Annotated in this window: 21 protein-coding genes; 17 read left to right on the forward strand and 4 right to left on the reverse strand. The window is 70.8% G+C overall.

The genetic code is table 11. The annotated features are described in order from the left end of the window. The coding region (locus VF330_RS27830) for a LacI family DNA-binding transcriptional regulator (protein ID WP_330854642.1) at positions 1-962 on the forward strand (962 nt) is incomplete at its 5' end. Positions 963-1,037: 75 nt separating this feature from the next. Here VF330_RS27830 and VF330_RS27835 read toward each other — a convergent pair. Beyond that, a complete protein-coding gene (locus tag VF330_RS27835) occupies positions 1,038-2,258 on the reverse strand; it encodes an MFS transporter (protein ID WP_330854643.1) in 1,221 nt (406 codons plus the stop codon). Between the two features lie 101 nt (positions 2,259-2,359). Here VF330_RS27835 and VF330_RS27840 point away from each other — a divergent pair, with 101 nt between their 5' ends. Next, the gene (locus VF330_RS27840) at positions 2,360-3,355 is read left to right on the forward strand and encodes a winged helix-turn-helix domain-containing protein (protein WP_330854644.1); all 996 of its coding nucleotides are present in this window, start codon (positions 2,360-2,362) and stop codon (positions 3,353-3,355) included. Between the two features lie 2 nt (positions 3,356-3,357). On the opposite strand, the gene VF330_RS27845 is transcribed toward VF330_RS27840, so the two are convergent. Next, the gene (locus tag VF330_RS27845) at positions 3,358-6,132 is read right to left on the reverse strand and encodes an alpha/beta fold hydrolase (protein WP_330854645.1); all 2,775 of its coding nucleotides are present in this window, start codon (positions 6,130-6,132) and stop codon (positions 3,358-3,360) included. Continuing rightward, positions 6,077-9,784: an amino acid adenylation domain-containing protein gene (locus VF330_RS27850; protein ID WP_330854661.1), complete on the reverse strand. Its 3,708-nt coding sequence runs from the start codon at positions 9,782-9,784 to the stop codon at positions 6,077-6,079. Before VF330_RS27850 ends, VF330_RS27845 begins: the two co-directional genes overlap by 56 nt. Here VF330_RS27850 and VF330_RS27855 point away from each other — a divergent pair. The 12 genes from VF330_RS27855 (at position 9,671) to VF330_RS27910 (ending at position 23,280) form a co-directional block, all read left to right on the forward strand. Then, on the forward strand, positions 9,671-10,024 hold the full coding sequence (locus tag VF330_RS27855; RefSeq protein ID WP_330854662.1) for a hypothetical protein: 354 nt from the start codon (positions 9,671-9,673) through the stop codon (positions 10,022-10,024). The genes VF330_RS27850 and VF330_RS27855 overlap by 114 nt on opposite strands. 441 nt (positions 10,025-10,465) lie before the next feature. Continuing rightward, positions 10,466-11,521, forward strand: coding sequence for a cytochrome P450 (locus tag VF330_RS27860; RefSeq protein ID WP_330854646.1), 1,056 nt, complete (start codon positions 10,466-10,468; stop codon positions 11,519-11,521). Between the two features lie 237 nt (positions 11,522-11,758). After that, complete coding sequence (locus VF330_RS27865) at positions 11,759-13,381, forward strand: hypothetical protein (RefSeq protein ID WP_330854647.1); 1,623 nt, start codon at positions 11,759-11,761, stop codon at positions 13,379-13,381. A 3-nt stretch (positions 13,382-13,384) separates the two neighbouring features. Beyond that, on the forward strand, positions 13,385-14,620 hold the full coding sequence (locus tag VF330_RS27870; RefSeq protein ID WP_330854648.1) for a hypothetical protein: 1,236 nt from the start codon (positions 13,385-13,387) through the stop codon (positions 14,618-14,620). A 121-nt stretch (positions 14,621-14,741) separates the two neighbouring features. Further along, positions 14,742-15,701 carry a chlorinating enzyme gene (locus tag VF330_RS27875; protein ID WP_330854649.1) on the forward strand — a complete coding sequence of 320 codons (960 nt, stop codon included), beginning with the start codon at positions 14,742-14,744 and terminating at the stop codon, positions 15,699-15,701. After that, the gene (locus VF330_RS27880) at positions 15,701-15,961 is read left to right on the forward strand and encodes an acyl carrier protein (protein ID WP_330854650.1); all 261 of its coding nucleotides are present in this window, start codon (positions 15,701-15,703) and stop codon (positions 15,959-15,961) included. The genes VF330_RS27875 and VF330_RS27880 overlap by 1 nt, the downstream gene beginning before the upstream one ends. A gap of 91 nt (positions 15,962-16,052) precedes the next feature. Further along, the gene (locus tag VF330_RS27885) at positions 16,053-17,615 is read left to right on the forward strand and encodes an amino acid adenylation domain-containing protein (protein ID WP_330854651.1); all 1,563 of its coding nucleotides are present in this window, start codon (positions 16,053-16,055) and stop codon (positions 17,613-17,615) included. Continuing rightward, complete coding sequence (locus VF330_RS27890) at positions 17,612-18,697, forward strand: acyl-CoA dehydrogenase family protein (RefSeq protein ID WP_330854652.1); 1,086 nt, start codon at positions 17,612-17,614, stop codon at positions 18,695-18,697. The genes VF330_RS27885 and VF330_RS27890 overlap by 4 nt, the downstream gene beginning before the upstream one ends. A 15-nt stretch (positions 18,698-18,712) precedes the next feature. Continuing rightward, the gene (locus VF330_RS27895) at positions 18,713-19,963 is read left to right on the forward strand and encodes a cation:proton antiporter (RefSeq protein WP_330854653.1); all 1,251 of its coding nucleotides are present in this window, start codon (positions 18,713-18,715) and stop codon (positions 19,961-19,963) included. After that, positions 19,960-20,706, forward strand: a complete 747-nt coding sequence (locus VF330_RS27900; protein ID WP_330854654.1) for a thioesterase II family protein — start codon at positions 19,960-19,962, stop codon at positions 20,704-20,706. Before VF330_RS27895 ends, VF330_RS27900 begins: the two co-directional genes overlap by 4 nt. 161 nt (positions 20,707-20,867) lie before the next feature. Beyond that, positions 20,868-21,572, forward strand: a complete 705-nt coding sequence (locus tag VF330_RS27905; protein ID WP_330854655.1) for a response regulator transcription factor — start codon at positions 20,868-20,870, stop codon at positions 21,570-21,572. Next, positions 21,562-23,280: a HAMP domain-containing sensor histidine kinase gene (locus VF330_RS27910; protein ID WP_330854656.1), complete on the forward strand. Its 1,719-nt coding sequence runs from the start codon at positions 21,562-21,564 to the stop codon at positions 23,278-23,280. Before VF330_RS27905 ends, VF330_RS27910 begins: the two co-directional genes overlap by 11 nt. Before the next feature lie 139 nt (positions 23,281-23,419). On the opposite strand, the gene VF330_RS27915 is transcribed toward VF330_RS27910, so the two are convergent. Further along, complete coding sequence (locus VF330_RS27915) at positions 23,420-23,644, reverse strand: hypothetical protein (protein ID WP_330854657.1); 225 nt, start codon at positions 23,642-23,644, stop codon at positions 23,420-23,422. A gap of 242 nt (positions 23,645-23,886) precedes the next feature. Here VF330_RS27915 and VF330_RS27920 point away from each other — a divergent pair, with 242 nt between their 5' ends. The 3 genes from VF330_RS27920 to VF330_RS27930 form a co-directional block, all read left to right on the forward strand. Beyond that, positions 23,887-24,111: a M23 family metallopeptidase gene (locus VF330_RS27920; protein WP_330854658.1), complete on the forward strand. Its 225-nt coding sequence runs from the start codon at positions 23,887-23,889 to the stop codon at positions 24,109-24,111. Between the two features lie 61 nt (positions 24,112-24,172). After that, complete coding sequence (locus VF330_RS27925) at positions 24,173-25,138, forward strand: C40 family peptidase (protein ID WP_330854659.1); 966 nt, start codon at positions 24,173-24,175, stop codon at positions 25,136-25,138. Next, on the forward strand, positions 25,125-25,519 hold a 395-nt coding region (locus VF330_RS27930), incomplete at its 3' end, for a helix-turn-helix domain-containing protein (protein ID WP_330854660.1). The genes VF330_RS27925 and VF330_RS27930, both read left to right, overlap by 14 nt.

Below are 25,519 nucleotides of genomic sequence, written 5' to 3' on the forward strand. Positions count from 1 at the left end.
CCAACGTGATCAACGGCAAGAGCGCACGGGTCTCCACCGAGACCGTCGAGCGCGTGCGCCGGATCATCGACGAACGGGGCTACGTGCCGAGCGCGCCGGCCCGCAGCCTCGCCGCCAACCAGTCACGGCTGGTCGGACTCCTGGTGCCCGCGGCCGACGAGGACAGCCTCGCAATCAGCCCGCACAACATCGCGATCATCGGCCAGATAGAGCGCAGGCTCCGCAAACGCGGCTACCACCTGCTGCTGCGCGGGGTCGCCGACACCTCCGAGATCGGCGAGGCACTGCGTTCGTGGAGCCTCGACGGCGCGGTGCTGCTGGGCTTCCTGGACGAGGAGATCGCCGACCTGCGCCGCCAGGTCACCGGTGCCACACCGGTCCTCGCGATCGACAGCTACGCACCGAACCCGCTCACCACGGGCGTGCGTTCGGACGACTTCACCGGCGCCCGCCTCGCCGCCGGGCACCTGCTCTCCCTGGGACATCGCAGGATCGTCTTCGCCGGCCCGTCGTTCACCGACGTCGGTGTCGTGCACGAACGCTTCCTGGGCTTCCGGAAGGCGTTCGAGGAAGCCGGTCTGTCCACTGCGGACTGTCCGATAGAGACTCTGAACACCACGCACGACAACGGCGTGACGCTGGGCAGGCGCTGGCTCGACACCCACCCGGACGCCACCGCCGTGTTCGCCACCGCCGACATCCTGGCGATCGGCATCATCGAGGGCATGCTCGACGCCGGGATCGACGTCCCGGGCCAGGTGTCGGTGGTCGGCTTCGACGACCTCGACCTCAGCGCCTACATCACACCGAAGCTGACCACCATCGCCCAGGACATCGTCGGCAAGGCCACCCACGCCGTCGACCGGCTGCTCGCGCTCATCGACGGCGGCGAGCGGCCGGCCGATCCCCTCGTGCTGGACGTGCGGCTGGTGACCCGCAACTCGACGGCGCCGCCGCGCTGACCGAGCGCGGCCCTCCGCGCTGCCCGGACCACCCCGCTCGCGGGCCGCGCGTCGGCGGGTGACCGCTTCGCGGAGTCACCGGGAGTCCGCCGGCACGGGTGCGCCGAGGTTCCGCACGGACTTGAGCGCGAGCGGCGCCACCATCGCCAGGACGAAGGCGACTCCCGCCCACAGCGCCACGGTGGCCCCGCCCCACAGTGCCGCGGCGGGTCCGACGAGCAGCTGGCTGAGCGGGATGGCCGCGTACGACAGGAGGTCGTCGTAGGACGCCACCCTCGACAACGCCTCACGTGGAACGTGTTGCTGCAGCGAGGTTTCCCACATGATGCCCGCCACCGTGAACCCCAGGCCGGCCACGAAGGCGCTCGCCATCAGCCAGGGAGCGTCGAACCCGAGGCCGAGCGCGATCAGGCCGAGCGAGCCCGCGGCTCCCGCGGTCGTGCCCAGGCGGAGCGGATGGCGGACGACGAGCTTCACGACGATCACGCTCATCACCAGCAACCCGATCGCCCGTGCGCTCAGGACCAGACCCCACGCGGCCTCACCACTGCGCTCTTTGGTCAGCGAGGGTCCGAGCACCAGCCAGGGCCCGGTGTTGACGAGGTTGATCACGCAGAAGGACAGCGTCATCGTCCACACCCAGGGCACGCGGCGGAACTCCGTCCAGCCGTCGCGGATGTCGGCGAGCAGCCGGCTGCGCTTGGCCTTCACGACGGTCTTGAGGGGCAGTCGGGCGAGGAACGCGGCGGCGACGAGGAAGCTGACCGCGTCGACGGCGATCGCCCAGCCCGGACCGACGCCCACCACCAGCAGTCCCGCGACGACCGGACCGAAGATCTTCACGGCGTTGCGGGCGGTGGCCAGCAGCGAGTTGGCCTTCTGCAGGTCCTCCTCGCGCACCAGCTCGGGCACGATGCCGCGCAGCGCCGGCGAGGCGAACGCCTCGATCACACCGAGCAGGAACGCCAGGCAGGCGACGAGGACGAGCCGGTACTGCCCGGTCAGGAGCACCGCGGCGATGGCGCCCTGCGCGAGACCGGCGCCGAGGTTGGTCGCGACCAGCACCGCCCTGCGCGAGACCCGGTCGGCGACCGCACCGCCCACGACGAGCAGCGCCAGCTGGGGCACCATCTGGGCGGCGAGCACGACACCGAGATCGGACAGGCGGCCGGACGTGTTGAGCACGGCGAACGCGAGTGCGACCGGCGCCATGGAACTGCCGAGCAGCGACACGAAGCGGCCGAGGAAGAACCCCCGGAACGGCGGTGCGAGCACTGAGAGAGACGCGAATTTCACAGAGGGAGACTGACGGGGCACGGCCGCACGGTGTTAATCTTGCGCCAAACATCGCAACGTCCGCCGGCAGGCCGGTGGGCCGAGGTGTCCGGGGATCGCTCATGACTCTCGTCCGGCTCAGTTCGACGGCCCTGTCCCGCAGCCGGTTCGCGGTCTCCCCCCTGACCGAGACGCTCGGCTCCGTCATGGCCCTCGAACGCAGCGGGCCCGGCGCGTGGATCGCCCGCTGGCACGCCGAACACCAGGACGCCTTCCGGCGCTGGCTGCGCCGCGACGAGGTCGCGGCCGGTCTCATCCCGCTGGTCGCCGCCACGAAGTGGCTGCCGGACCTGGTGGCGCCGCCCCCCACCGACGGCATGCAGACCAGGGTGCAGGACGAGCTGGGCGAGGTCAGGCGGTTCACCGACGCCGAGGTGCGCGAGGCCATCGCGCAGTCGGTCGCGGCGAGCTGGAAACCGCAGGACACGAGCTGGCTGAGGCTGACCGGCCTGGCCGCGCGCGTGGCCACCGTGCTCGAGGAGGGCTGGGAGCTGTTCGTCGCTCCGGACTGGGCCCGGCGCCGGTCCGTGCTCGAGCGGGACATCATGTACCGGGCCGGCCTGCTCGCGGCGTACGGCTGGAAGCACGCCGTCGAGACCATGACGCGCAACCCGACCTGGGTCGGAGAGGACGCGATCCGCTTCAGCAACCAGCACTGGCCGGATCGCGAGGTGGGGGACGAAGGTCTGGTGTTCGTGCCCCACACCGCCGGAGGCGGGCGCTGGCTGTGCGAACGGCCGCCCAGCTTCGCGCTGGTCTACCCGGCACGGGGCGCGGGCGACCAGCCGGAGACACCCGTGTACGACGCGCTGGCCACGTTGCTCGGCGCGGGCCGGGCGAAGGTGGTCCGCGAACTCACGACGCCCGCCACCTCGAGCCAGCTGGCCCAGGTGCTGGACGTGTCGCTGGGCACGGTCAGCGCGCATCTGTCGGTGCTGCGCGAGGCAGACGTCGTCACGCGCGCCAAGCTGGGGCGCAACGTCGTCTACCGCCTCACCGAACGCGGCGGGGAGCTCGTCTCCCTGCTCGGTTCACCGGTGCCGGACCGCGAGGCGTGAGCTCAGCGCGCCATCTCGATCATGTGGAGCAGTATTCCCGGGTCCCGCATCGCGGCGTTGTGCTGGTAAGCGCCGGTGAACCAAACCCGGCTGTTCCCGACCGCTTCTGCTGTCCGGAGCTGCAGTTCCGACGGGGTGTACATGTCGTCGGGAGCGATCAGCGCGACGAGCGGCACCTGGCTCGCGGCCAATCGGCGGGGGTCGTAGAGGGCGGGGAGGTCCGAGGCGTTCGCGAGCACGTCCGCTGCCGCCGCGAACGACCGCAGACCGGTGAAGTCGCGGAACATCCACGGGTACATCATCTCGCCGGTCAGCAGCAGGGGCGTCCGGTCCTCCGCGAGCTCTCCGAACTCGCGGAGCACGCGCTCCGCCGCCCAGCGGGTGGGGTGCCCCGGCCGGGCGTAGATGAACTCCTGCAACGCGTAGAGAGGTGAGTAGATCGGCCCGGTCTCGTCGTGCACCGCCCGCCGGAACGCCTCCGACACGCCGGTGCCGTCCCACGCCTCGGCGAGGACTCGGTGCGTGCGCTCGAACCCGTCGCTCATGCCGAAGCGCCTGCCCAGCAACCTCATCCGCCTGCTCGTCAGGCGGTCGCCGCCGGGCAGCAGCACCTCGTGCTCGTCGAGGTGGTCGGCGAGTGCGCGGACCAGGGCGATGTCCTGCGGGAAACGCCGGTAGTAGTCGGAGTTCTTCTGCACGACCTGGCGGTAGTTGTGCCGGTAGACCTCGTCCACGGCAGTCATCGGCGCCGGTAGTCCCCCGGACACGTACACCGCGGTCAACGCCTCCGGCGCCACCGAGAGGTAGGTCAGCGCCACGAAGCCGCCGTAGCTCTGCCCGAGCAGGGCCCACGGGCGCCCGCCGGCGACCCGGTTCCGCAGGACCTCCGCGTCCGCGACGATGCTGTCGGCGCGGAATCGGCTCAGGTGGCGGGCGAGCTCCTCGGCGGACCGGCCGGCCGCGGTCTCCTCGGTGATCGGGCTGCTCCGTCCGCAGCCGCGCTGGTCCAGCAGCAGCACCCGATGCTCCCGCAGTGCCGCTTCCAGCCAGCCTTTCGGCCCCGCGGGCCTGGGCACCATGCCGCCGGGGCCGCCCTGCAGGAACAGCAGCCACGGCAGGTCGTCGTGCCGCCGGTCCCCGGCGACGACCTCCTGGGCGAACACCTCGATGACAGGACCGCCCGGCGAGCGGTGGTCCAGCGGGACGGTCACCACGTGCTCGGTGATGACCAGACCGGAGGTCACCGACGAGACGCGGTTGTCCCGCCAGGGCAACGTCAGTCCCGCGGTGTCCGCGTTCCCTCCCGGCGAGACCGGCTCCGCGGGTGAGGCCGGTTCTGCGGGCGCCCGCTGGTGGCCGAGCGCACGGAAGAGCCCGTCCTCGCCGAGCAGCGGCACGAAGGTCGTCAGGTCGTTCAGCCGGCCGTCCGCGACCACCTCCAGCAGCCTCCCCCGCCACTCGGGGTACGGCACCACGTCGAGCGTGCGTCCGGAGGCCCGGATGTCGGCGATGATCTCCTGCCACCACACGACGACGGTGGTGACGTCATCCGACGTCCCGGCGAGGGCGGTCACCAGCGAGCGCACCGGGGTCAGGGGCACCTCGAAGTCGACGTCCGGTGCCAGCCGCAGGGACCGGCAGCCGTTGATCATCGCCTCGGCGAACGACGAGCCGGGCGGCGCGCCCGTGGGCAGACCCTGCGGGACCACCAGGGTGGGAATGCCACGGGCGGAGGCCTGCCGCAGGTGCTGCTCGCACACCCAGACGCTCTGGCCCGCGCCGGTCGAGGTGGGTGCGGCGCCTCGCGGAGCGAGGAACCTGACCTCCTTCACGACCCCGGTGGCGGCGAACCGGAGCACCTCCCGGGTCCCGAGCACGTTCGACGCGTGCAGCTGCCGGAAGGACGCGAGGGGGTCCACCACCGCGCCGCCGTGCACGACCATCTCGACTTCGCCGACGAGCCGCCGGTAGGTCGGCGGGTCCAGTCCCAGGAACGGCGACGCCAGGTCGCCGGGGACCGCCACCAGTCGCTCCCCGTCGCTCTCACGGGTCAGGCCGTGCTCCGCCAGATCGCGCAGGAGCCGGTCCCGCCCGTCACCTGGACCGGAAGCGCGCACCAGCACGTGGACGGTCGCCGCGGTGGTGTCGAGCAGCTCACGGACGACCGACCGTCCGACGAAGCCGCCGCCGGGAATGACCAGGACGTGCCGAAATGGCGGCGTGGCGGGAACCGCGCCCGCCTCGGGCGCGATGTCGGGCGGCAGGACGGCCACCTCCAGCAGAGACCGGAGGTCCTCGGGCGAACCGAAATCGCCGTTCACCGCGGCGGAGGTGGCTTCACCGGTCATCCGCGCCAGCCGGCGCACCGACGGGGCCTCGAGAAACCGGACGAGGTCGATCTCGGTGCCGGTCCTGGCCGTCCACCGGGAGGCCATCTGCACCAGGGTGAGCGAGTTGCCGCCGAGGTCGAAGAAGTCCGCCTCGGCATCGACCACCGAACGACCGAGCAGGTCGGTCCACAGCGCGGCGGCTGCCTGTTCCTGCGGGGTGGCGGGCGCGGCACGGCCTTCTCCGGGGAACGCCACCTCCTCCCCCGCTCCGGTGGTGCCCAACCGGCTCCGGTCGAGCTTTCCGTTGGGCAGCTTGGGCAACTCGTCGACCACGACGACGCGCGACGGGACGGTCGCCGCGGTCAGGCGCTCCGACAGGAAGCGGTGGACATCAGCCCGGAGCGCCGCGGTGCGCAGCGCCCGTGCGGGATCGTTGAACGGGGTCACGACTCTCCTTCCGGTCAGGGCGGTGGAACTCGACGTCCACGCGGGTCTCGTCGCCGGACAGCGCGGGAGAGACGCGGGTGCGGACGCCGGCCCTGTTCCCCCGCTCCATCACCTCCGCCGGGTTCACCGCGTCACCGTCCGCCTCCAGCGACCACGCGGCCCGAGCCACCTCCCACGCGGTGTCGGTCGGCTTCGCCGCCGCGAGGGCGCGCACCGCCGCGGCGGGTCCGGCCAGCCGGCCGTTGGGCACGTCGGTGACGACCACGCACTCTCCCGGCGGCACGTCGTGTGCGAGGCCGGCGACGGCGTCCAGCGCGGCTCCCCGCGCCGGCAGCCGCACTCGCGACGTCCTCGCACCGGTCGCGGTCCCAGGACGGTCCCGGCCGAGAATCGTGACGTCCCAACGAAACCGTGTCACCTCGTTCCACACGTCCTCGCCTTTGGCGTCGACCAAGACCCGCACGCCGTCGTGGTGCGCGAGGACGGAGGCCAGGTGGCCGGGACTCAGGCACAGCTCGCCCTCGGCCGCCACCAGCCGGTCCACCGCGGCAGCCAGGGCGGCAGCCGGCGTCTCCGGCGCCGACCGTCGCAACTGGACGTCGGTGTGGAACATCCGCAGCAGCCGGAAGTCCCGCACGTCCCCCACGAGGACCGCGCCCCGCGGTCCGGCGACGCGGAGCGCCTCGTCCAGAACTCTCGTCAGGTAGCCGGAGTCGGGGAAGTACTGCACGACCGAGTGCAGGACGACGACGTCCGCGGCGGAACCGGGAAGCTCACCCAACGCGAGCGCGTCTCCGCAGAGAAAACGCGCATTCGCCCCGAGCGGCTCGACCGCGGCCCGTGCCGCCTCCAGAGCGGTCGTGGACGGGTCGACAGCCAGGTAGCTCACCGCGTCCCCGGCGAGTTCGCCGGCGAGCCGGCCGTCACCCGCGCCGATGTCGACGATCCGGCCTCCGCCCAGCGCGCGGACGCGGTCGGCGATGGCGGCGAGCGACCTCTCCATGTCCGTCCGCGACAGCGGTTCCCTGGTGTAGCTGTCCACCCAGCCCGGCAGGCCGCGTTCACGGGGATCGAGGTACCTCGCCTCCCACACGTCACGCCACTGGGCGAGATGTGTCTCTTCGTCGCGCGGGCCCGCCGGGCGCGGAACGAGGTAGGCGATGAGTTCGAGGCCTCCGGGGCCCCGGCGCGGGACCACCGCGCACGACTCGACCTCCGGGTGCTCCGACAGGATGTTCTCGACCTCGTCGAGCTCGACGCGGTGTCCGAGGATCTTCACCTGGCGGTCGGCGCGGCCGAGGAACTCGACCGCGCCACCCCTGCCGTACCGCACCCGGTCTCCCGTCCGGTAGTGACGGCGCCCCTGGTCCAGGACGAAGCGCTCGTCGCCGAGCCCGGCCGGTCCGAGGTAGCCGCGCGCCACCCCGGCGCCGCCGATCCAGAGCTCGCAGGGCACTCCGGGACAGGCGTCGCCGCCCAGCCCGTCGACGAACCTGAGCTCGGTGTTCACGACGGGCCTGCCCAGCGGCACGGAGGACGCGTCCCCGGCTTCGCCGCCGAGCTCGTGCACGGTCGACCAGATCGTCGTCTCGGTGGGCCCGTACATGTTCAGGACGCGGACTCCCGGCAACGCGTCGAGCAGGTGCCGGGCCAGCCCGGTCGGGAACGCCTCACCGCCCACCAGGAGCGCTCGCAGGCCGCGGAGGTGCTCGATCGCCCCCGGCCTCGAGACCAGCGCGGTCAGGAAGGACGGCGTCGTCTGGAACAGGCTCGGCCGGAACCGGTGCGCCATCGCCTCGAACGAGGTGCGGGAGCCCGCCTGCCGCTCGAGGAGTCGTGCAGGGCACACGACGGTCGCGGCACCCCTGGACAACGGCCACAACAGTTCGAGCACCGCGATGTCGAACGAGATGCTCGTGACAGCCAGCAGCCGGTCGTCGGCCGAGATGCCGACGGACTCGTCCATTCCCGCCAGGAGGTTGGCCAGGTTCCCGTGGTCGACGACCACTCCCTTCGGGCGTCCCGTCGAGCCCGAGGTGTACAGGACGTAGGCGATGTCGCCGCGTGACGGAAGTCCGCCGTTCTCGCCGCTCTCCTCGCCCTGCAGGTCTTCGAACGCCACCACCGGTGCATCGACCGCCGGCGGCCGTGTTCGTGGTCCGGCGACGATGCAGGCGGGCCGAGCGTCCGCGCAGATGTGGCCCAGCCGCTTGGCCGGGAAGTCCGGGTCCAGCGGGACGAACGCGGCTCCGGTCGTCAGCACGGCGAGCACCGCGACCACCAGGTCCGCACCGCGGTGCAGGCACAGCCCGATCCGGTCGCCGGGTCCGAGGCCCCGCTCGCGCAGGCGGCCGGCCATGCCGGCGACGCGGCGGCCGAGCTGCGCATAGGTCAGGGATTCGGCGATGTCGTGCACAGCCGGCGCGTCCGGCCGACGACGAACGTGCTCCCAGAACGACTCCGGCATCGGACGCAGCTCCTCCACCGGCACCACCGGGCCCGCCCGCCACGTGCCGAGCTCCTCGACGTCCTCCCTGCTGCGCAGGTCCGCGGCGGACACCTGCGCGGACGGGTCGGCGAGGAAGCTCGTCAGCGCACGTTCGCAGTACCCCGGCAGTCGCACCGCGACAGCCGGGTGCACCAGACGCCGATCGACTTCCACGTCCAGCACGACGTCGGCGCCGTCCACGCCGACCGTCCAGCACACGTGCAGGCCGAAGCCGGTGTGGCCACCCGGTTCCACGACGGTGACGTCCTCGGCACGACCGCGGGCGATCACCACGCTGACCCTGTTGTCCGACAGGGATTCCGGGTTCCGCTCCACCAGGTCCCGGCAGCCGATCGGCACGAACGGCACCGCGGCCCGCTCCCAGCGGGCCACCTCGTGTGCGAGATCCGTCCAGGACAGATCCCGCAACTCCACCCCGAGCGGCAACGGTTCCACCCATCGGCCGACGACCTCCTCGCCACCGGGCACGACCGGGGTGGCGACGGCAGTTCTCACCGCGGAGCTCGCCGTCACCGAGCCGAGAACGCGGAGGTGAGCCGCGATGAGGACGTGTGCCACCGAGAGCTCGTGCGCGTCCGCCACCTCGCGGAGCCGGGCCGCCACGGGCAACCGGACGCTGACGCGCGAGCCGGTGTTCTGCCCGCCCGGCGCCGCCGGCGCCGGCAGCGGACCGGCATCCACCGCGGAGAACTCCTCGTCCCAGTGGCGAAGCGCTGCCTGATCGCCGGCCGCGGCGCGTTCGGCCAGCACGAGCTCGCGGTGCCGGGCGGTGGGCGCCGCAACGGTGGCGACACCGTCGCGGTGCTGCCGGTAGGTCGTCCGCAGTTCGTGGCGCATCCGCTCGTCGCCCCAACTGTCCAGCACGACCGGGTGAGCGACGACGACGAGCCGGAACCGCGACTCGTCGAGCGCCTGTGCGACGAACCGGAGGAGCGGCGGTGTGGTGATGTCGAAGGGACGGGCGGTCTCCCGTTCGACTATTCGCCGCAGCACCTCGTCACACACTTCGGGGGACCGTCCGGTCTGCGGGTGCACTTCGAGCGAAGCGTCCACGATGCGATGGACGAATTGCCCCGGTTCACCTGGTTCGGACCGGTCGACCGAGATGCGCAGCGCGGGATTCGCGCGGACGACTTCAGAGATCGAACAGCGCAGCGCGTGCTCGTCGAGCTGATCACGCACCGTTTCCACGACTATGCGGGACACCGGCTGCGCACCTTCGGCGAAAATCGCCGACTGCGCACACCCGAGCACGTAGAAGTCTTCGACGCCATCGCCGAAGACCGTTGGCCCGGCAGCTGCCACGAACTCCGACACAGGCCGCCTCCCCCGTTGACCCGACCGCGCGGCATCACGGGTTCCAACCCGGAGAAACACCACTGAACTGGACAAACAGGTGCGACCCGCTCACCTGCCGTCACATCCCCCGATGTCGGGCTCCCCGCCACGCCCTCGTCGGCGAGCATAGCGCCAACTCATGATCAATAGTCGCGTCGAGCTTCTCGGAAATTAACACTTCCACTTCCCACAACAGGTCACCCATTCGCGTAGATCAAGTTCACGCAGCGCATCTGCCGCGGATCGAAAGCAGTCTTGACAGCCGCGGGATTCCTGTGGAACTTTCGGGATGACGCCTGCTGCACCAGGCGTTCACTTGGGGGCAAGCGCACTGCACGGCCAATAACGTGCGCACAGTTGTGTTTGGGGGAGGAAACGTTGACCACGTCTGTCGAATACAACCCTCTGGATCCGGAAATCCTCGCGGATCCCTATCCTCTCTACGCGCACTTTCGCGAGACTGCTCCCATTTTCTGGCACGAGCAGATGAAGTCCTGGGTCGTCAGCCGCTACGTGGACTGCCGCGAGGTGCTGCGGGACAACGACCTCTTCGCCAGGGACCGCCGCCGGGTCGGCGCGGAGCTGCCGGAGTTCCTGCAGAACATCCAGACGCTGGACCCACCGGCGCAGACACCGCTCAAGGCGGTCCTCACCGGTGCACTGCGCGCCCAGAACCTGGACGAGGCGGGCGCCCGCGCACGGGGGCAGATCTCGGCTCTGCTCCGCGAACTGTCCGCGAGGGACGAGTTCGACTGGATCACCGACGTCGCGGCTCCGGTCGCACTGACGATCACCTCCGAGCTGTTCGGCGTCAAGCAGCCCGATCTCGGCTGGTACGTCAAGCTGTCCGACGTCATCGCGAGGCGCATGGACAGTGGTCTGCTGCCCGAACGGGCGGTCGCCGGCGACCACGCCAGGAAGAGCCTCGGCGCCCTGGTCGACAGCTGGTACGAGGACGACCCCAAGCCCGGCGTGTTCTCGACGATCAGGGAAACCGCGAGCCAGCTGGACGTCCCCCCGCACTACGTGCACAACACCACCGGCGTGATGTTCAACGCGAGCTACGGAACGCTGTTCGCCACGGTGAGCAACGTGGCGCTGGCACTCATCCGGCACCCGGAGGCGCTGGAGTCGTTGCGCGGCGCCGACCGGGAGCTGCTGGACACCGCCACCGACGAACTAATCCGCTTCGAGGGGCCCGCGCAGGGAACGAGCCGAGTCGCGACGCGCCGCACCGTGCTGCGCGGCACCGTCGTCGAACCGGGCCAGATCGTGCTGGCGCTCATGGCGTCCGCGAACCGCGATCCCGACCAGTTCGACCGCCCCGACGAGCTGGTGCTCGACCGCCAGCCGAACAAGCACCTCTCCTTCGGCTGGGGTGCGCACGGCTGCCTCGGTGTCGCGTTCGGACGGATCGCGGTCCGGGAGCTCGTACTGTGCCTGACGCAGTCGCCACCTCTGGAACTCGCGGGCACGCCCGTCCGCCGCGCCACCGCAACGGTGCGGAGCCTCGACTCGCTGCCCGTCGCGTTCCGTCGCTGACGACGGCACGCATCCGCGTTCGTGCGGACGCCACGCCACCACACCGCTGCCGACCAGGACGGCGGGCCCGCCGGATGACGGACTGCCCGCCGGCGTGAGCGTTCCTGTGCGACGGAAGGAGGCAACCATGAGCTACGACCACTGACGTGAGGCGATGAGCCGGGTTGTCTGGGCTCGGCGAGTGGTCGAGCCCAGACGACGATCCACCGGCACCGGCGAAGCTGACTGGGGGCGTGAATGATCGACTCGGCCGGCGTGGTCCGGATGGTCCTGGTGCTCGCGGGCGCCGTGGTGCTGTACCGGCACCTCGTCTCGCCGATCGTGCGGTGGGCGGCGCGAGAACTCGGCGCGGGCGACTACCCTGCGACCGCGCTGAACGGCACGTACCCCGAGGCTCCCGTCCCCCGTTCGGCGTGGCGGCCCTGCGCGGTGATCGGGCTGCTGACGCTGGTCGCCGCCCTGCTCGGACCGTGGCGAGTCTCCGGCCTGCTCTGGATCCCCGCAGTCGCCCTGGCCGTGGTGGTCTGGAAGTACACGACCGCGGACTACGACGCGGCTTCGGACATCGGCTGGCAGCGGACCGATCGCGTGGTGGTCACCGTCCTCGGCGTCGCGGGCGTCCTGGTCCCGTTCCTCGCCGTCGCCGCGGTCGTCGCGATCTGCGGGCGCCTGGGTGGGTGGACCCACCACTCCAAGTCCGCGATCCGCGTGGTGAAAGCGGCGTTCGCGCACTCCTTGGCGCTCGGGCCGGCCACGCTGTTCACCGGTGCGGACCCGGCACGTGACCAGGCGGGCCTGCTGGTCCTGCTGGCCACCGTGCACCTGTCGCACTACGTCTTCGCCTGTCACAGCAAGATCGTCCTCGGGCGGCGACCATGGTCGTGGGCGAACGAGAACCGGATCAACGTGCTGGCGGCGTCGGCGTACTCGTGGGGCTGGGCGGGTTTTCTCCCCGAGGACACGGTGCGTCGCGTCGTCCGGGCGCTCGCTCCGCTGTCCCGCTGGCTCAACTGGGGAACCCTGGTCGTCGAAGGGCTCGGGGCCGTCGCCTTCCTCCACCGCGACCTGCTGGTCGTCGCGGCGGCCGGCGCCGCGTTCTTCAACGTGGTGGTGGCCTTCTCCGCCGGAATCCTGTTCCTCGAGAACATCCTGCTCGGCTCGGTGATCGCCGTCTCGGCGCTGAGCCTGCCGCCACCGGTCGAGCAGGCGGCGTTCGGCGCGCTGCCCTGGACGGTGAGCCTGGCGTTGCTGGGCGTCGTGCTCCTCGGCCGGGCCTGGAAACCGACGGCGCTCGGCTGGTGGGACACCCCGCTCACCGAACGCGTCTACTGGCGCGTCGTGACAGCCGGGGGCCGGACGTGCAGTCTGGACAACGGTTTTCTGAGCCCGTTCGACCGGGAGTACGCCCGCTCCGCGGGAAACCCGCTGACCGCCGATCGGTACGTCACCTTCCCTCTCGGCGGTGTGGAGGACGAGGAGCTGCGCGACCGCCTGTTCGCACTGGACCGGGAGGACCCGCACGCGGACCTCGCCGCGATCGCCGCGCGATTCGGCCTGCCGGCCACCGATCCGCGGATCCGGGAGCGCCACGCCGAGTACGTGGCCCGGTTGTTCGGCCGGCTGGCGCTCGGAACCCCGAAGAGTCCCCTTCCCGAGGCGCTGCGGTGGCTCAAGATGCCAGGGGGGCACCTGTACTACTGGCTGGAGTCACCGCGCTACCGGCTTTCCGACGGACCGGTCGTCAGAGTGCAGGTCCGTCATCGCAAGGACCACTTCGACCAGAAGACCGCCACCTGGACCCGCCTGTGCGATGAGGCGGTGATGGAGATCCCGGTGTCCACCGCCTGGAGGAGGAGCTGAACCGTGCACTTCGTTCTCATGGGCCCGGTCCCGGAAGCGATCGACGAGCTCGCGGACCTCGGCCATACGCTGACCGTGCTGAGCACCGAGCGGAACCGGACGGCGCTCGCGGGGCGGCGCCACCGCATCGCGCACAGCGGCGTCGTCCCGTCCTACGACCGCCCGGAGCTCGCGTGGTCGGTGATCGCCCACCTGGGTCTGGAGCAGAAGATCGACGGGGTGATCGCGGCGCACGAGATGGCGGTCGTCGGCGCGGCGATGCTCAACCAGCTGCTGGGCCTGCCGCAGCGGACCGATCCGCGGACCGCGATGGCCGGACGGGACAAGGCGATCCAGAAGTCGTTGTGGCACAGGCACGGCGTGCCCACGTCGCGGTTCGCGACCTTCACCGACGTGCCCGCCGACGCAGCCGAGGCAAGGGATCTGCTCGCGGACCTGCCGGCCCCGTACGTCGTCAAGCCCCCGGCCGAGGGCGGTACCACGTCGGTGTTCGCGTGCGCGGACGCGGACGAGGTGTTCGCCCTCGTCGACGGAAACCCGGACCTGAGACACGCGGTGGTCGAGGAGAGGCAGCCCGGCAGGGAGTGGCACTTCGACGGCGCCATCGTCGACGGGACGATCGAACACCTGATGGTCTCGCGCTACCTGGCACCGTTGATCGAGACGAAGAACGGTGCGACCCTGCGATCCGTCGCCTATCCGGTGCACGCGCATCCCGCCCTGTACGCGGAGTCCCTGGCGTTCAGCCAGGCGGCCGTCGACGCGCTCGGTGGGAGATGGGGCGTGTTCCACCTGGAGGTGTTCGGCGAACCCGGAGGTTTCGTGGCGGGCGAGCTGGCGTGGCGACCGGCCGGGGTGCTGGCGCCGTTGTCCGCGCAGCACACCATCGGGCTCAACCTGTGGGCCGCACACGCCAGGCTGATGGCGGGCGAGCCGCTCACACCCCGTGAGCCCGACCGCGGCGCGGTCTTCGGTTTCGTCTGCCTCCCGGTGAAACCCGGCGCCACGAACGGTGTGACCCGAGCTGACCTGGAAGCCCTGCCCGGCGTGCGGCACGTCAAGATGAAGGTCGATCCGGGCAAGGTCATGGGATCGATGACGGCCAGCACCATCTCCGTGGGCATGGCTCTGATCGAGGCTCCGACCATCGAACGCTGCGAACAGCTGATCGACGACGCGGTCGAGCGGACCAGGTTGCTGCACGAACAGAAGAGCCGGGTTGCCACCGTCGCGACATGAGGCTGTCGATCGTGGTCACGCCACGCTCGTTGCCCGACGAGGAGCACGAACCGCCGGACGGCAGCAGACCAACGCTCACAACACTTTCGTGCACACTTTCGGAACGGCAGGGATAATCATGGTGTCCACAGGCAAGGCGTTCACACTGAGCGACGAGGAACTGGCGCAGTTCCACCGCAACGGGTACATAGGTCCGTTCGACCTCTACGAGCCCGAGGAGATGGCTGCCAATCTGCAGGCCCTGCGGCCAAAACTGATCAACACGAAGAAGGCCGTCTACGGCGGCGGCAAGACCATTTCCGGCGTGACGAACCTGTCGAACTACGACCGGCACCTGGACGTCGACTTCCTGGCCGAGCACATCACCCGCCCGGAGATCGTGGACCGCGTGTCCAGCATCCTCGGACCGGACACGCTGTGCTGGCGCTCGGAGTTCTTCCCCAAGTACCCCGGTGACGAGGGCACGGACTGGCACCAGGCCGACAACTTCTCCAACGTGGCCGACTCCAAGCACCCGCAGATCGTGTGGCCGGAGGACGCCGACTTCGGCGGCACCATCACGGTGTGGACGGCCTTCACCGAAGCTTCGGTGGACATGGGATGCCTGCAGTTCATCCCGGGTTCTCACAGGTCGATGAACTACGACGAGTCCAAGGTCATGGACTACCACCCGGAGCTGATCAACAACCAGGAGAAGGCGGGGGTGCGGCGCGGGTTCTTCGGCTACGACTACCGGCAGCTGCAGAAGGATCCCGACTGGTCGCCCGACGAGTCCCAAGCGGTCTCCCAGGTGATGCGCCAGGGTCAGTTCATCATCTTCTGGTCCACGCTGATGCACGCGTCGCATCCGCACGCCGGGAAGACCGACCAGATGCGCCTCGGCTTCGCGGGACGCTACCTGCCGACCTCCGTGCGGGTCTACCCGCACTCCGACGCGCTCGCGGAGTTCGGCGGCGCCGCCAGCCTGGACAAGTTCGGCAACGTGCTGACGTCCGGCCGGGACGCGTTCGGGCACAACAAGTTCGTCGAGGCCACGGTGAACGGGTACCGCTTCCCGGTCAGGGACGGAGTGCCGGTCTGATGGCGAACGACGACATCGACAGCATCCAGGCGTGGGTCGTGGCCACGTGCCGGGACCTGGGGCTGAGCGTGGACGCCGGGTCCGACTTCTTCCGGTCGGGCGGTTCGTCGCTGACGGCGGTCAAGCTGATCGCGCGGGCCGAGGAGAGCTTCGGCGAGGACGCGCTGCCGCCGGAGGACCTGTTCACTGACAGCGGCATCCGCGAGATCGCGGAGAGCATCGCCCGCAACAGGCAGCAGGTCGACTCGTCACCGGCGTAGGTGTACCGCGCGCCGGGGACGGCCCCGGCGGGGCCACCCCCGGCGCACCGGTCACCCGCACGCGGCCGAGCAACGATGTCGAGGGAGGCGCATGAAGCGGCTCACAGCCAGTCCCGGGGCGCGTGCGGTGCACGCCGCGGCCAATGCGGGCACGTCGGTTCCCTTTCCGTCGGACAGCAGCGTGAAGGAGCTGTTCGAACAGCGCGTCCGAACGGGCGGCGGAACGACCGCACTCGTGCACGGCGACCGGCGGATGACCTACGCGGAGCTGAACGCGGCCGCCAACCGGCTGGCGGGTCACCTGCTCCGGCAGGGGTGCCGCCGCGGCGACGTGGTCGGCGTGTGCGTGCGGCGGTCATCCGAGCTCGTCGTCGCACTGCTCGCGATCGTCAAGTGCGGCGCGGTGTACCTGCCGTTCGACCCGTCCTGGCCGGACGAGCGCCTGCTCGTGATGTTCGGCATCGCCGGGTGCGACCGGGTGGTCACCGACCAACCGGGTCCCCTGGCGGCCCGGCTGCCGTGGTGCCAGGTCCTCGACGTGTCCACGGCGGACGGTGACGACTCCGCCGACCCCGAGGTCACCGTGCGCGCCGCGGACATCGCGTACATCAACTTCACCTCGGGGTCGACCGGGCGGCCCAAGGGCGTGCCGATCGAGCACAGGTCGGTGGTCCGGCTGGTCCACGACGCCCGCTTCGCCCGTCTCGACGACCGCACCGTCGTGCTGTTCCTCGCCCCGGTCACGTTCGACGCGGCCACGTTCGAGATCTGGGGAGCGCTGCTCAACGGCGGCACGTGCGTGATCTACCCCGGGACCTTCGTCCGGTTGTCCGAACTGCGCAGGGTGGTGCGGCAGCACGCCGTCAGCACGGTTTTCCTGACCACGGCGCTGTTCAACACGATGGTGGACGAGGACGTCGACGCGCTCGGCAGCGTCGACGTCATCCTCACCGGCGGGGAGGCCCATTCGCTGCCGCACATCGGCAAGGCGCTGGCCCACTACGGCGCGGGCCGGATCGTCAGCGTGTACGGCCCGACCGAGTGCACCACGTTCGCCACCTACCACCCGTTGACCGGTCCGCAGCCCGGGGACCGGCCGCTGCCCATCGGACGTCCCATCCAGAACACGCGGGTGCACCTCGTGCGCGACGACCGGCTGTGCGAACCGGGAGAGACGGGCGAGGTGTGCCTGTCCGGACCCGGCCTGTCCCCTGGCTACACCGGGATGCCGGAGGAGACCGCGCGCCGTTTCGTGGACCACGTGGTCGACGGCGTCACCGAGCGCTTCTACCACACCGGTGACCTGGCGTACTTCGAGGCGAGCGGGGTGCTCGTGTTCCAGGGCCGCGACGACGACCAGGTGAAGATCAACGGTCATCGGATCGAACTGGGCGAGGTTCGGCACGCACTGACCGGTCATCCGGACGTGCGCCAGGCTTTCGTCACCGTGCACGTCTCCGGCACCGGCGAACGGTTGCTCACGGCGTTCGCCGTGTCGGACGGCACGAGCGAGGCGCTGCGGGACCACCTGGCACGCTGCCTGCCGCCGTACATGGTGCCCGCCGTGATCGAGATCCGGGAGTCGCTTCCCCTGTCGGCACACGGCAAGGTGGACCGCGAGGCCCTCCTGTCCTCGCTGCGGCCCCGGTTGTGAGCGGCGACGTCCGCGCGGAGATCCGGTCCGTCCTGGACGAGATCGTGCTGCCGCACGCCGACCGCTGGGAGCGGGAGAGGCGCATCTCGCCCGACGGGTGGCGCGCGCTGGCCGAGGCCGGCCTGCTCTCCCTGCCGCACGAGGGCCCCGGCTTCGCGCTCAGCGCCGTCTTCCTGGACGAGCTCGGGAACACCGGGTACGCCGGTGTCCGCGCGTCGATCGGCGTGCACGCCTACATGGCGCCCGCGTACCTGCGCATGCTCGGCACCGAGGTCCAGCGGGCCGCGTGGCTCAGGCCGGACAGGGTCGCCGCGCTGGCCATCACCGAGGAGCACGCGGGCACCGACCTGTCCGCGCTGTCCACAGTGGCCGGCAAGGACGGTGACGCGTACCGGCTGACCGGTGAGAAGTGGTACGTCACCAACGGTTCCGCGGCGGACTACCTCGTCGTGCTGGCGAGGACTCGTGCGGGCGGCACCGCGAAGGTGCTGTCCGGCGCGAGCCTGTTCGTCGTGGACGGCCGCTCCCCCGGCATCACCCGGCACCGGCAGCCGACGCTCGGCTGGCGCGCGGCGGACACGTGCCGGGTGTCGTTCGACGGGGTGGTCGCGGACGGCGTGCTCGGCAGGCCCGACCGGGCGCTGATGCACCTGATGCCGGCACTCGACTTCGAGCGGCTGGTCGCGGGCCTGCTGGCGGTGGGCGGCGTACGGCACTGCCTCGGCGTGTTGCGGTCCTTCCTGCGCTCGCACCGGGTGCGCGGCGAGGCGTTGAGCGCGAACCAGGCTGTGCGACATCGCGTCGCCGACCTGGACGCCCAGTACGAGCTCGTGCGGACGTTCGCCGACCGGCTGGTGGAGGACCACTGCGCGGGCCGGCTCGACACCAAGGCCGCCGCCGTGCTGAAGCTGACGGCGACCGAGCTGGCGGTCACCGCCGCGCAGGTGTGCGTGCAGTACCACGGGGCACGGGGATGTCTCGAGGACTCCGTGCCCGCTCGCCTGCACCGCGACGCGATGGCGGGGACGATCGCGGCCGGCGCGAGCGAGCTCATGCGGGACTTGATCTTCGAGTCGGGGTGACGAGGAGTGGGAGACATGGGGAACTTGGACGCCGCGACGGTCAGTGGCCGCCTGCTGCTCGCCATGGCCGTGCTCACGGTGGCGGTGCGGGTCGTCGGCTGGCTGGTGAGCAAGATCGGTCAGCCGCGGGTGCTCGGGGAGATCGTCGCGGGGATCCTACTGGGGCCCAGCGTGCTGGGTCTGGTGTGGCCGGAGCTGATGACGTACCTGTTCCCGCAGCAGGTGATCGCGGGACTGAACGTGCTGGCCCAGACCGGGCTGGTGATGTTCATGTTCCTGATCGGCCTGGAGATCGACCTGAGGTCGTTGCGCGGACAGGGGCACAAGGTCACGGTGATCAGCCACGCGTCGTTGCTCGTCCCGATCGCCCTCGCGGTGCCGCTCTCCCTGTGGCTCCACCCCCGGTTCGGGGCGCGGACCGACGAGCTGGCGTTCTGCCTGTTCTTCGCCGCGGCCATGGCGATCACCGCGTTTCCCGTGCTTTCCCGGCTGTTGCAGGAGTCCGGACTGCTGTCGACCCAAGTGGGCGTCATCAGCCTGGTGTGCGCGGCGATCAACGACGTCTACGCGTGGATCATGCTGGCGATCGTGGTCGCGGTGGCCAAGTCGGCCGGTCCCGGGGACGTGGTGCGAACGCTCCTGCTGTCGATCGCCTACCTCGTCGTGATGTTCGCCGTCGTCCGCCCCCTGCTGCGCCGTCTCGGCCACCCGCCGATGTGGGTGATGATCGCGGTGGCGATCCTGAGCGCCTGGACGACCGACCAGATCGGCATCCACGCGATCTTCGGCGGATTCCTGGCCGGTGCCGTGATGCCGCGGGATCCCGAGTGGCAGCACGGTGTCGAGGCGAAGCTCGAGAGCATGATCTCCGTTCTGCTGCTGCCCATGTTCTTCGGCCTGGTGGGGCTCTCCACCAGGATCGACCAGCTCACCACCGCCGCGCTCTGGCTGACCACGGTGCTGGTGGTCGCCGTCGCCACCCTCGGCAAGCTCGGCGGTGCCTCGCTCGCCGCCCGCCTGACCGGCGACCGGTGGACGGAGTCGTTGCTGATCGGCGTCCTGATGAACACGCGCGGGCTGACCGAGGTGGTGATCCTGACCGTCGGCGTGCAACTGGGGGTGGTCTCCCCCGCCCTGTTCACGATCATGGTCCTGATGGCGCTGGTCACCACCTTCATGGCGGCGCCGATCATCAACCGCCTGCGGCGACGGCTCGCGGCCCCACCCGCGGCCGCGCTGTCCGGCGGTGTCGGTGCCGGCAGATGACCCGATCCGCCGCGGACACCTGGCTGCGCGGTTTCTCACCGCGCCCGGACAGCGCCGTCCAGATCGTCTGCCTGCCGCACGCCGGTGGTTCGGCGAGCTTCTACCTGCCGTTTGCCGAAGAGCTGTCGCCGGTGGCCGACGTGCTGGCCGTCCAGTACCCGGGAAGGCAGGACCGCAGGCACGAGCCGTGCATCGACGACCTGGTCACGCTGGCGGACCGCGCGGCGGAGGCACTGGCACCGCGCCTGGATCGCCCGACCATCCTCTTCGGACACAGCATGGGGGCGACGCTCGCGTTCGAGGTGGCCCGCCGCACCCCGGTGGCGCACCTCTTCGCCTCCGGCCGGCGCGCGCCGTCGTGCTGGCGCGACGAACGCGTCCACCAAAGCGACGACCGGGGTCTCATAGCCGAGATGCAGGTGTTGAACGGGACGAGTTCCGCGCTGTTCCAGAACGAGAAGATCCTGCGCATGGTGCTGCCCGCGGTCCGCGCGGACTACCGGGCGGCGGAGACGTACCGGTACGCCGAGGGCCCCGGCATCACCGCGCCGATCTCCGTGGCTGTGGGCGATGAAGACCCGTTGGTGACACTCGACGAGGCCCGCGCCTGGCACCGGCACACGACCGGGACGACGGAGCTGCACGTGCTGCCCGGTGGTCACTTCTTCCTGGAGGACCACTGGCCGCGGGTCTGCAACCTGGTGAGGGACAAGGTGCGCGAAGTCGGCTCGTCCTCCGTCTGAGCGAAACCTCGTGCGGCTCACAGGGCAGGCCCGCACGCCGCTGGTGGACCGGCCATCACAGTGCTCCGGTCAGGCACCAGATTCAGCCATGCCTCGGCAGCACCAGAGCACACAACAGTTCTCCGTCGGGCCGGATTGCGGTGGCTGGCATCATGGCCGCCATGTGCGCCTACGTCCTGGTGGCAGAAGACGAACCACGACAGGCCGACCTGATCGGGCGCTTCCTCGCCAGGGAGAACCACACCTTCCTGCTGGTCGGCGACGGGCGCAAGGCACTCGACGAGATCCGCGGCCGCCGCCCGGACCTGCTGGTGCTGGACCTGATGCTGCCCGGCGTGGACGGCTGGGACGTGTGCCGGGCCGTGCGGGCCGAGGACGCGGACCTGCCGGTGCTCGTGGTCAGTGCGCGGGCGGAGGCGGACGACAAGCTGCTCGGGTTCGACCTGGGCGCGGACGACTACCTCGCCAAGCCCTACGACCCGCGTGAGCTGATGGCGCGCGTCCGGGCGTTGTTGCGGCGCTCCACCAGGAACGGCACCGCGGCGCGGCGTGCTATCCGGGTCGGTGACCTCGAGCTGGACCCGTTGCGGCACGAGGTGCGGGTGGCCGGCCGGCCGGTGGCGTGCACGCCGGCCGAGTTCCGCATCCTCGCGGTGCTGGCCGCCGAACCGGGCCGGGTGTTCAGCCGGGCGCAGCTGCTGGAGGACGCGTACGGGCTGGACGGGTTCATCACCGAGCGCACCATCGACGTGCACGTGCGCAACGTGCGGCGCAAGATCGAGGCCGATCCCGCCGCCCCGGCGCACCTCGTCACCGTCTACGGGGTCGGCTACAAGATCGCCGACGGGAGCGCTGGTGGCCGGTAGGCGGCGCTCGCTGCGGTTGCTGCTTCTGGCGGGCACGGTGCTGGTGTCGGCGTGCTCGATCGCGGCGACGGCGTGGTTGTCGGTGCAGAGCACGACGAGAACGCTGCAGGCGGAGCAGGGGCGCAAGCAGGCCGAGCTCGCCCGCGTCTACGACACCGTGCTGGGCCACGGCGCCACGCACCGGGACTGGTCGGGCGCCGGGCCGCTGCTCGACGAGCTCGGCCGCGAGACCGGCCTGACCATCTGGCTCACCACCCCCGACAGGGGGCGGATCGCCGCGACGTCCGGGACGAGCGAACTCGAACCGGTTGGGCAGCCCACCGTGGTCGTCGATCCGCTCAACGTGGATCTCAACCTGCGCGGGGACACCCCACCGGATGGCATCGACCCGCGGGCGGTCGGCCCGTTCCGCCTCACCGCACAGGAACAGCGGGAGTCCCGGGCGCGAGCGGAGGACGACGCAGCGTGCGCGCGCCGCAAGGGGGTCGCCGCCGAGACCAAGACCGGCGTGAACGGACGCTCGTACTACGAGCCCTTCGCGAGCGGGTGCGCCTCGTCGCGGCAGTACCTGGGCAGCGAGCAGACCGCGCTCGCCCAGGTCGACGCGCAGTTCGCTGTGTGCCTGAGCCGTGCCGGGATGCCCTACCGTCCGGTGTTCCTCGAAAAGGACGGTTCGCTGCTGTCGCTCCCCGGCCTCGCACCGACCTACGAGAAATGCCTGACGGCCGCGCGTCGCGAACAGCTCGCGGCGCACGTGGCGCCGGCCGCGTTCCTGTTCGTCGAGGAGCCCGTGGTCCAGCAGACCGTAGTGGGTCTGCCCGCCGCCGGAGTCGCGCAGATCGCACTGGCGGCATCTTTGGTCCTCGTGTTGGCGATCGCCGTGAGCTTCCTGCTGGCGGGCCGTGTCCTGCGGCCGTTGACCGTGCTCACCGACGCCGCTCGGCGGATGCGTGCGGGTGACCTGTCGGCGCGGGCGGAGGTGACGGCCCGCTGGGAGGTCGCGGAGGTCGCGGCGGCGTTCAACGACATGTCCGAGCACCTCGCGCGCGCCGAGGTGCTGCGCAAGAACATGGTCAACGACCTGTCGCACGAGCTGCGCACGCCGTTGGGCACGGTGCGCGGCTGGGTGATCGCGGCCCAGGAGGGTGTCGCGGAGCTGGACGCCGACCTGCTGCACCTGCTGGAGCAGGAGACGCTGGTGCTGGCGCAACTGGTGGAGGACCTGCAGGAGCTGGCCGCCGCGGACGCCGGTCAGCTGCGCCTGCGCCCGGAACCGCTCGACGCCGCGGAGCTGCTGGCCGGTGTCGCCGCGGCACACCGGGTGGATCTCGAGGTGCCCGCGGGACGACCGCTGCGGACCGTCGCGGATCCCGTGCGACTGCGGCAGGTCATGCGCAACCTCGTGGTCAACGCCGTGCAGCACACCCCACCGGACGGGCGGGTCGTCGTGAGCGGCCGGACCGAGGGCGACGAGGTCGTGATCACCGTCTCCGACACCGGGCACGGCATCGCCGCGCAGGACCTGCCGCACGTGTTCGACCGGTTCTGGCGCGCCGACCGCTCCCGCACCCGCGCCACCGGCGGACGCGGCCTCGGGCTGGCGATCACGAAGCACCTCGTGCAGGCGCACGGGGGCACGATCACCGTCGACAGCGAGGTGGGGACCGGTACGACGGTCACGGTCCGGTTGGCCCGCGAAGGAACCTGAACATCATCTACTCGGGTTCTTAACATCCCGCCGGGATCTTGACGGCATGCGACACCGGCGCCCCGACGCGCCCTGCCGGGCGGCGGAGCGCCGGTGGACCTCCCCCTCAGAAACAAGGACGAGCTTTGCGTCATCACCGCTATCCCGGCGGCACCGAGCTCACGCGCACGGTCAGCTCCCACCGGCTTCCCCCACCGCCGTCAGCGCTGCGCGGACGCGTCGTGGCCGCCGCGGTCGCGGCCGGCGCCTTCGCCACGGCGGGCGCCGGCCAGGTCGGCGAGTCCACCGGCGGCGGGTCGTCCAGCCTGCCGCCGGTGCCGCCTCGTTCGACGGCACCGGCGGCGACACCTCCGCCGCACCGCACGTCCTCACCGTCTCCAGGACGACGCCGGCAGGATCGGCTGAGGCGGCGAAGCTCCTGCACAGCCGGCAGCTCACCGCGCAACGCGAAGCGGCAGCAGCCGAGGAGAAACGCCCCAAGACGGTCCGCCCGGCCGCAGGCACGTCCACCTCCGGCTTCGGCGGCCGCTGGGGCGTCGTGCACTACGGCATCGACATCGCCGGTCCGCTTGACACACCACCGTCCTCGCCGCCGCCGACGGCGTCGTGAAGGAGGCCGGTCCGGTATCCGGCTTCGGTCAGTGGGTTCGCGTGGAGCACGCCGACGGCACCATCACCGTCTACGGCCACGTCAACTCCTACAACGTCCGCGCCAACCAGCGCGTCCATGCGGGCCAGGTCATCGCCCGCAGGGCAACCTCGGCCAGTCCACCGGCCCGTACCTGCACTTCGAGGTGTGGAACCCCGGCGGCCAGAAGATCAACCCGTTGACGTGGCTCAACAACCGCGGCGTCACCGTCTGACATCCCCACCGACAAGGAAGGACCGCGACATGGTGTCGCATGCGGTTCGTGGTGCGCTCGCAGCGACGGCGGCTGTCGTCGCCACCGTGCTGCCCACTACCCCCGGCTCGGCACAACCCTCGGCCGCCGATGCGCTCGCGAAGTACAACGAGCTGTCCGAGAAGGCCTCCCGGCTCAACCAGGACAAGCTCAAGGCACAGGGCGACCTGACCGCGCGGCAGGGTGACGCGAGCAAGGCCGAGGCAGACCTCGGCGGCGCCCGCCGGGCGGAGCAGGACCTGCGCGGCCGGGTCGACGTGCTCACCGAAGCCAGCTACTCGGGTGCACGGTTTGACCGGCTCTCCGCGCTGCTGGTGAGCGACTCGCAGCAGGACTTCCTCGAACGCATGACCGCGCTGAACATCCTGGCGGCCGACAACGCCGAGGCGTTGCAACGGCTCACCAGCGCTGTCGACGCGGCGGACGCCTCCTCCAGGAAGGCCGCGGAGGCCGCCGAGGCGTCGAAGAAGCTGCTCGCCGAGATCGACGAGAAGGGTGCCGCCCTGCAGAAGCAGATCGACGAAGCGCGCACCCAGTACGACTCACTCACCGCCTCGGCCAAGAAGACGTTGAAGGACGTGGGTGACCAGTCGCCCTACCTGGCCCCGCCCGGCACGGCAGGCAGGGCCGTCCAGTTCGCGATGGCCCAGCGCGGTGACGCCTACGTCTACGGTTCCAACGGCCCCGATACGTGGGACTGCTCGTCGCTGATCCAGAAAGCCTACGCCAGCGCCGACGTCCGGCTCGGCCGCACCAGCTACGACCAGGCGAAGGCCGGGCGTGCCGTGACCCGCTCCGAGGTCAGGGCGGGTGACATCATCGTCTACTACTCCAGCCAGTCCCACGTGGCGCTGGCGATCGACAACACCCGCGCCGTGCACGCCTCGACCGAGGGCCAACCGGTGAAGGTCGCCGGCATCGACTCGATCAGCGTGATCCGCCGTGTTGCCGACTGAGCCGACCGGCGAAAGCTCCCCGAGACGACACCGGATCCTGGACGCGGCCGAGGAACTCTTCGCCGAACGCGGCTTCCACCGGACGTCCTTTATGGACATCGCCAGACGATCCGGCACCGGCCGCGGCACGATCCCGTGGCACTTCAAGAACAAGCACGTCCTGGCGATGGCCGTCGTCCAGCGAGCAGCCGAACGGGTCTGGCCCGCCGGGCAGTTCCGATCCGCACCCTCGCTCACCGAGCTGTTCTCAGGGACCACACGACTCCTGAACGACGGAAGCTCGGCCCTGGTGTTGACGATGCTCGTCGAAGCCCTCAACGACTGGGAAAATTCTCAGGAGCACCACAGAGAGGTTCTCCGGCGCGGACGCGAAAGCTTCGA

It is taken from the genome of Lentzea sp., from assembly GCF_036380075.1.
GTDB lineage: Bacteria > Actinomycetota > Actinomycetes > Mycobacteriales > Pseudonocardiaceae > Lentzea.

What these genes read in the sequence shown, in the direction of transcription:
- VF330_RS27840 (WP_330854644.1), top strand. Translation starts at nt 2,360, where the DNA reads ATGACTCTCGTCCGGCTCAGTTCGACGGCCCTGTCCCGCAGCCGGTTC.
- VF330_RS27860 (WP_330854646.1), top strand. Translation starts at nt 10,466, where the DNA reads ATGAAGTCCTGGGTCGTCAGCCGCTACGTGGACTGCCGCGAGGTGCTG.
- VF330_RS27865 (WP_330854647.1), top strand. Translation starts at nt 11,759, where the DNA reads ATGATCGACTCGGCCGGCGTGGTCCGGATGGTCCTGGTGCTCGCGGGC.
- VF330_RS27880 (WP_330854650.1), top strand. Translation starts at nt 15,701, where the DNA reads ATGGCGAACGACGACATCGACAGCATCCAGGCGTGGGTCGTGGCCACG.
- VF330_RS27885 (WP_330854651.1), top strand. Translation starts at nt 16,053, where the DNA reads ATGAAGCGGCTCACAGCCAGTCCCGGGGCGCGTGCGGTGCACGCCGCG.
- VF330_RS27895 (WP_330854653.1), top strand. Translation starts at nt 18,713, where the DNA reads ATGGGGAACTTGGACGCCGCGACGGTCAGTGGCCGCCTGCTGCTCGCC.
- VF330_RS27900 (WP_330854654.1), top strand. Translation starts at nt 19,960, where the DNA reads ATGACCCGATCCGCCGCGGACACCTGGCTGCGCGGTTTCTCACCGCGC.
- VF330_RS27905 (WP_330854655.1), top strand. Translation starts at nt 20,868, where the DNA reads ATGTGCGCCTACGTCCTGGTGGCAGAAGACGAACCACGACAGGCCGAC.
- VF330_RS27925 (WP_330854659.1), top strand. Translation starts at nt 24,173, where the DNA reads ATGGTGTCGCATGCGGTTCGTGGTGCGCTCGCAGCGACGGCGGCTGTC.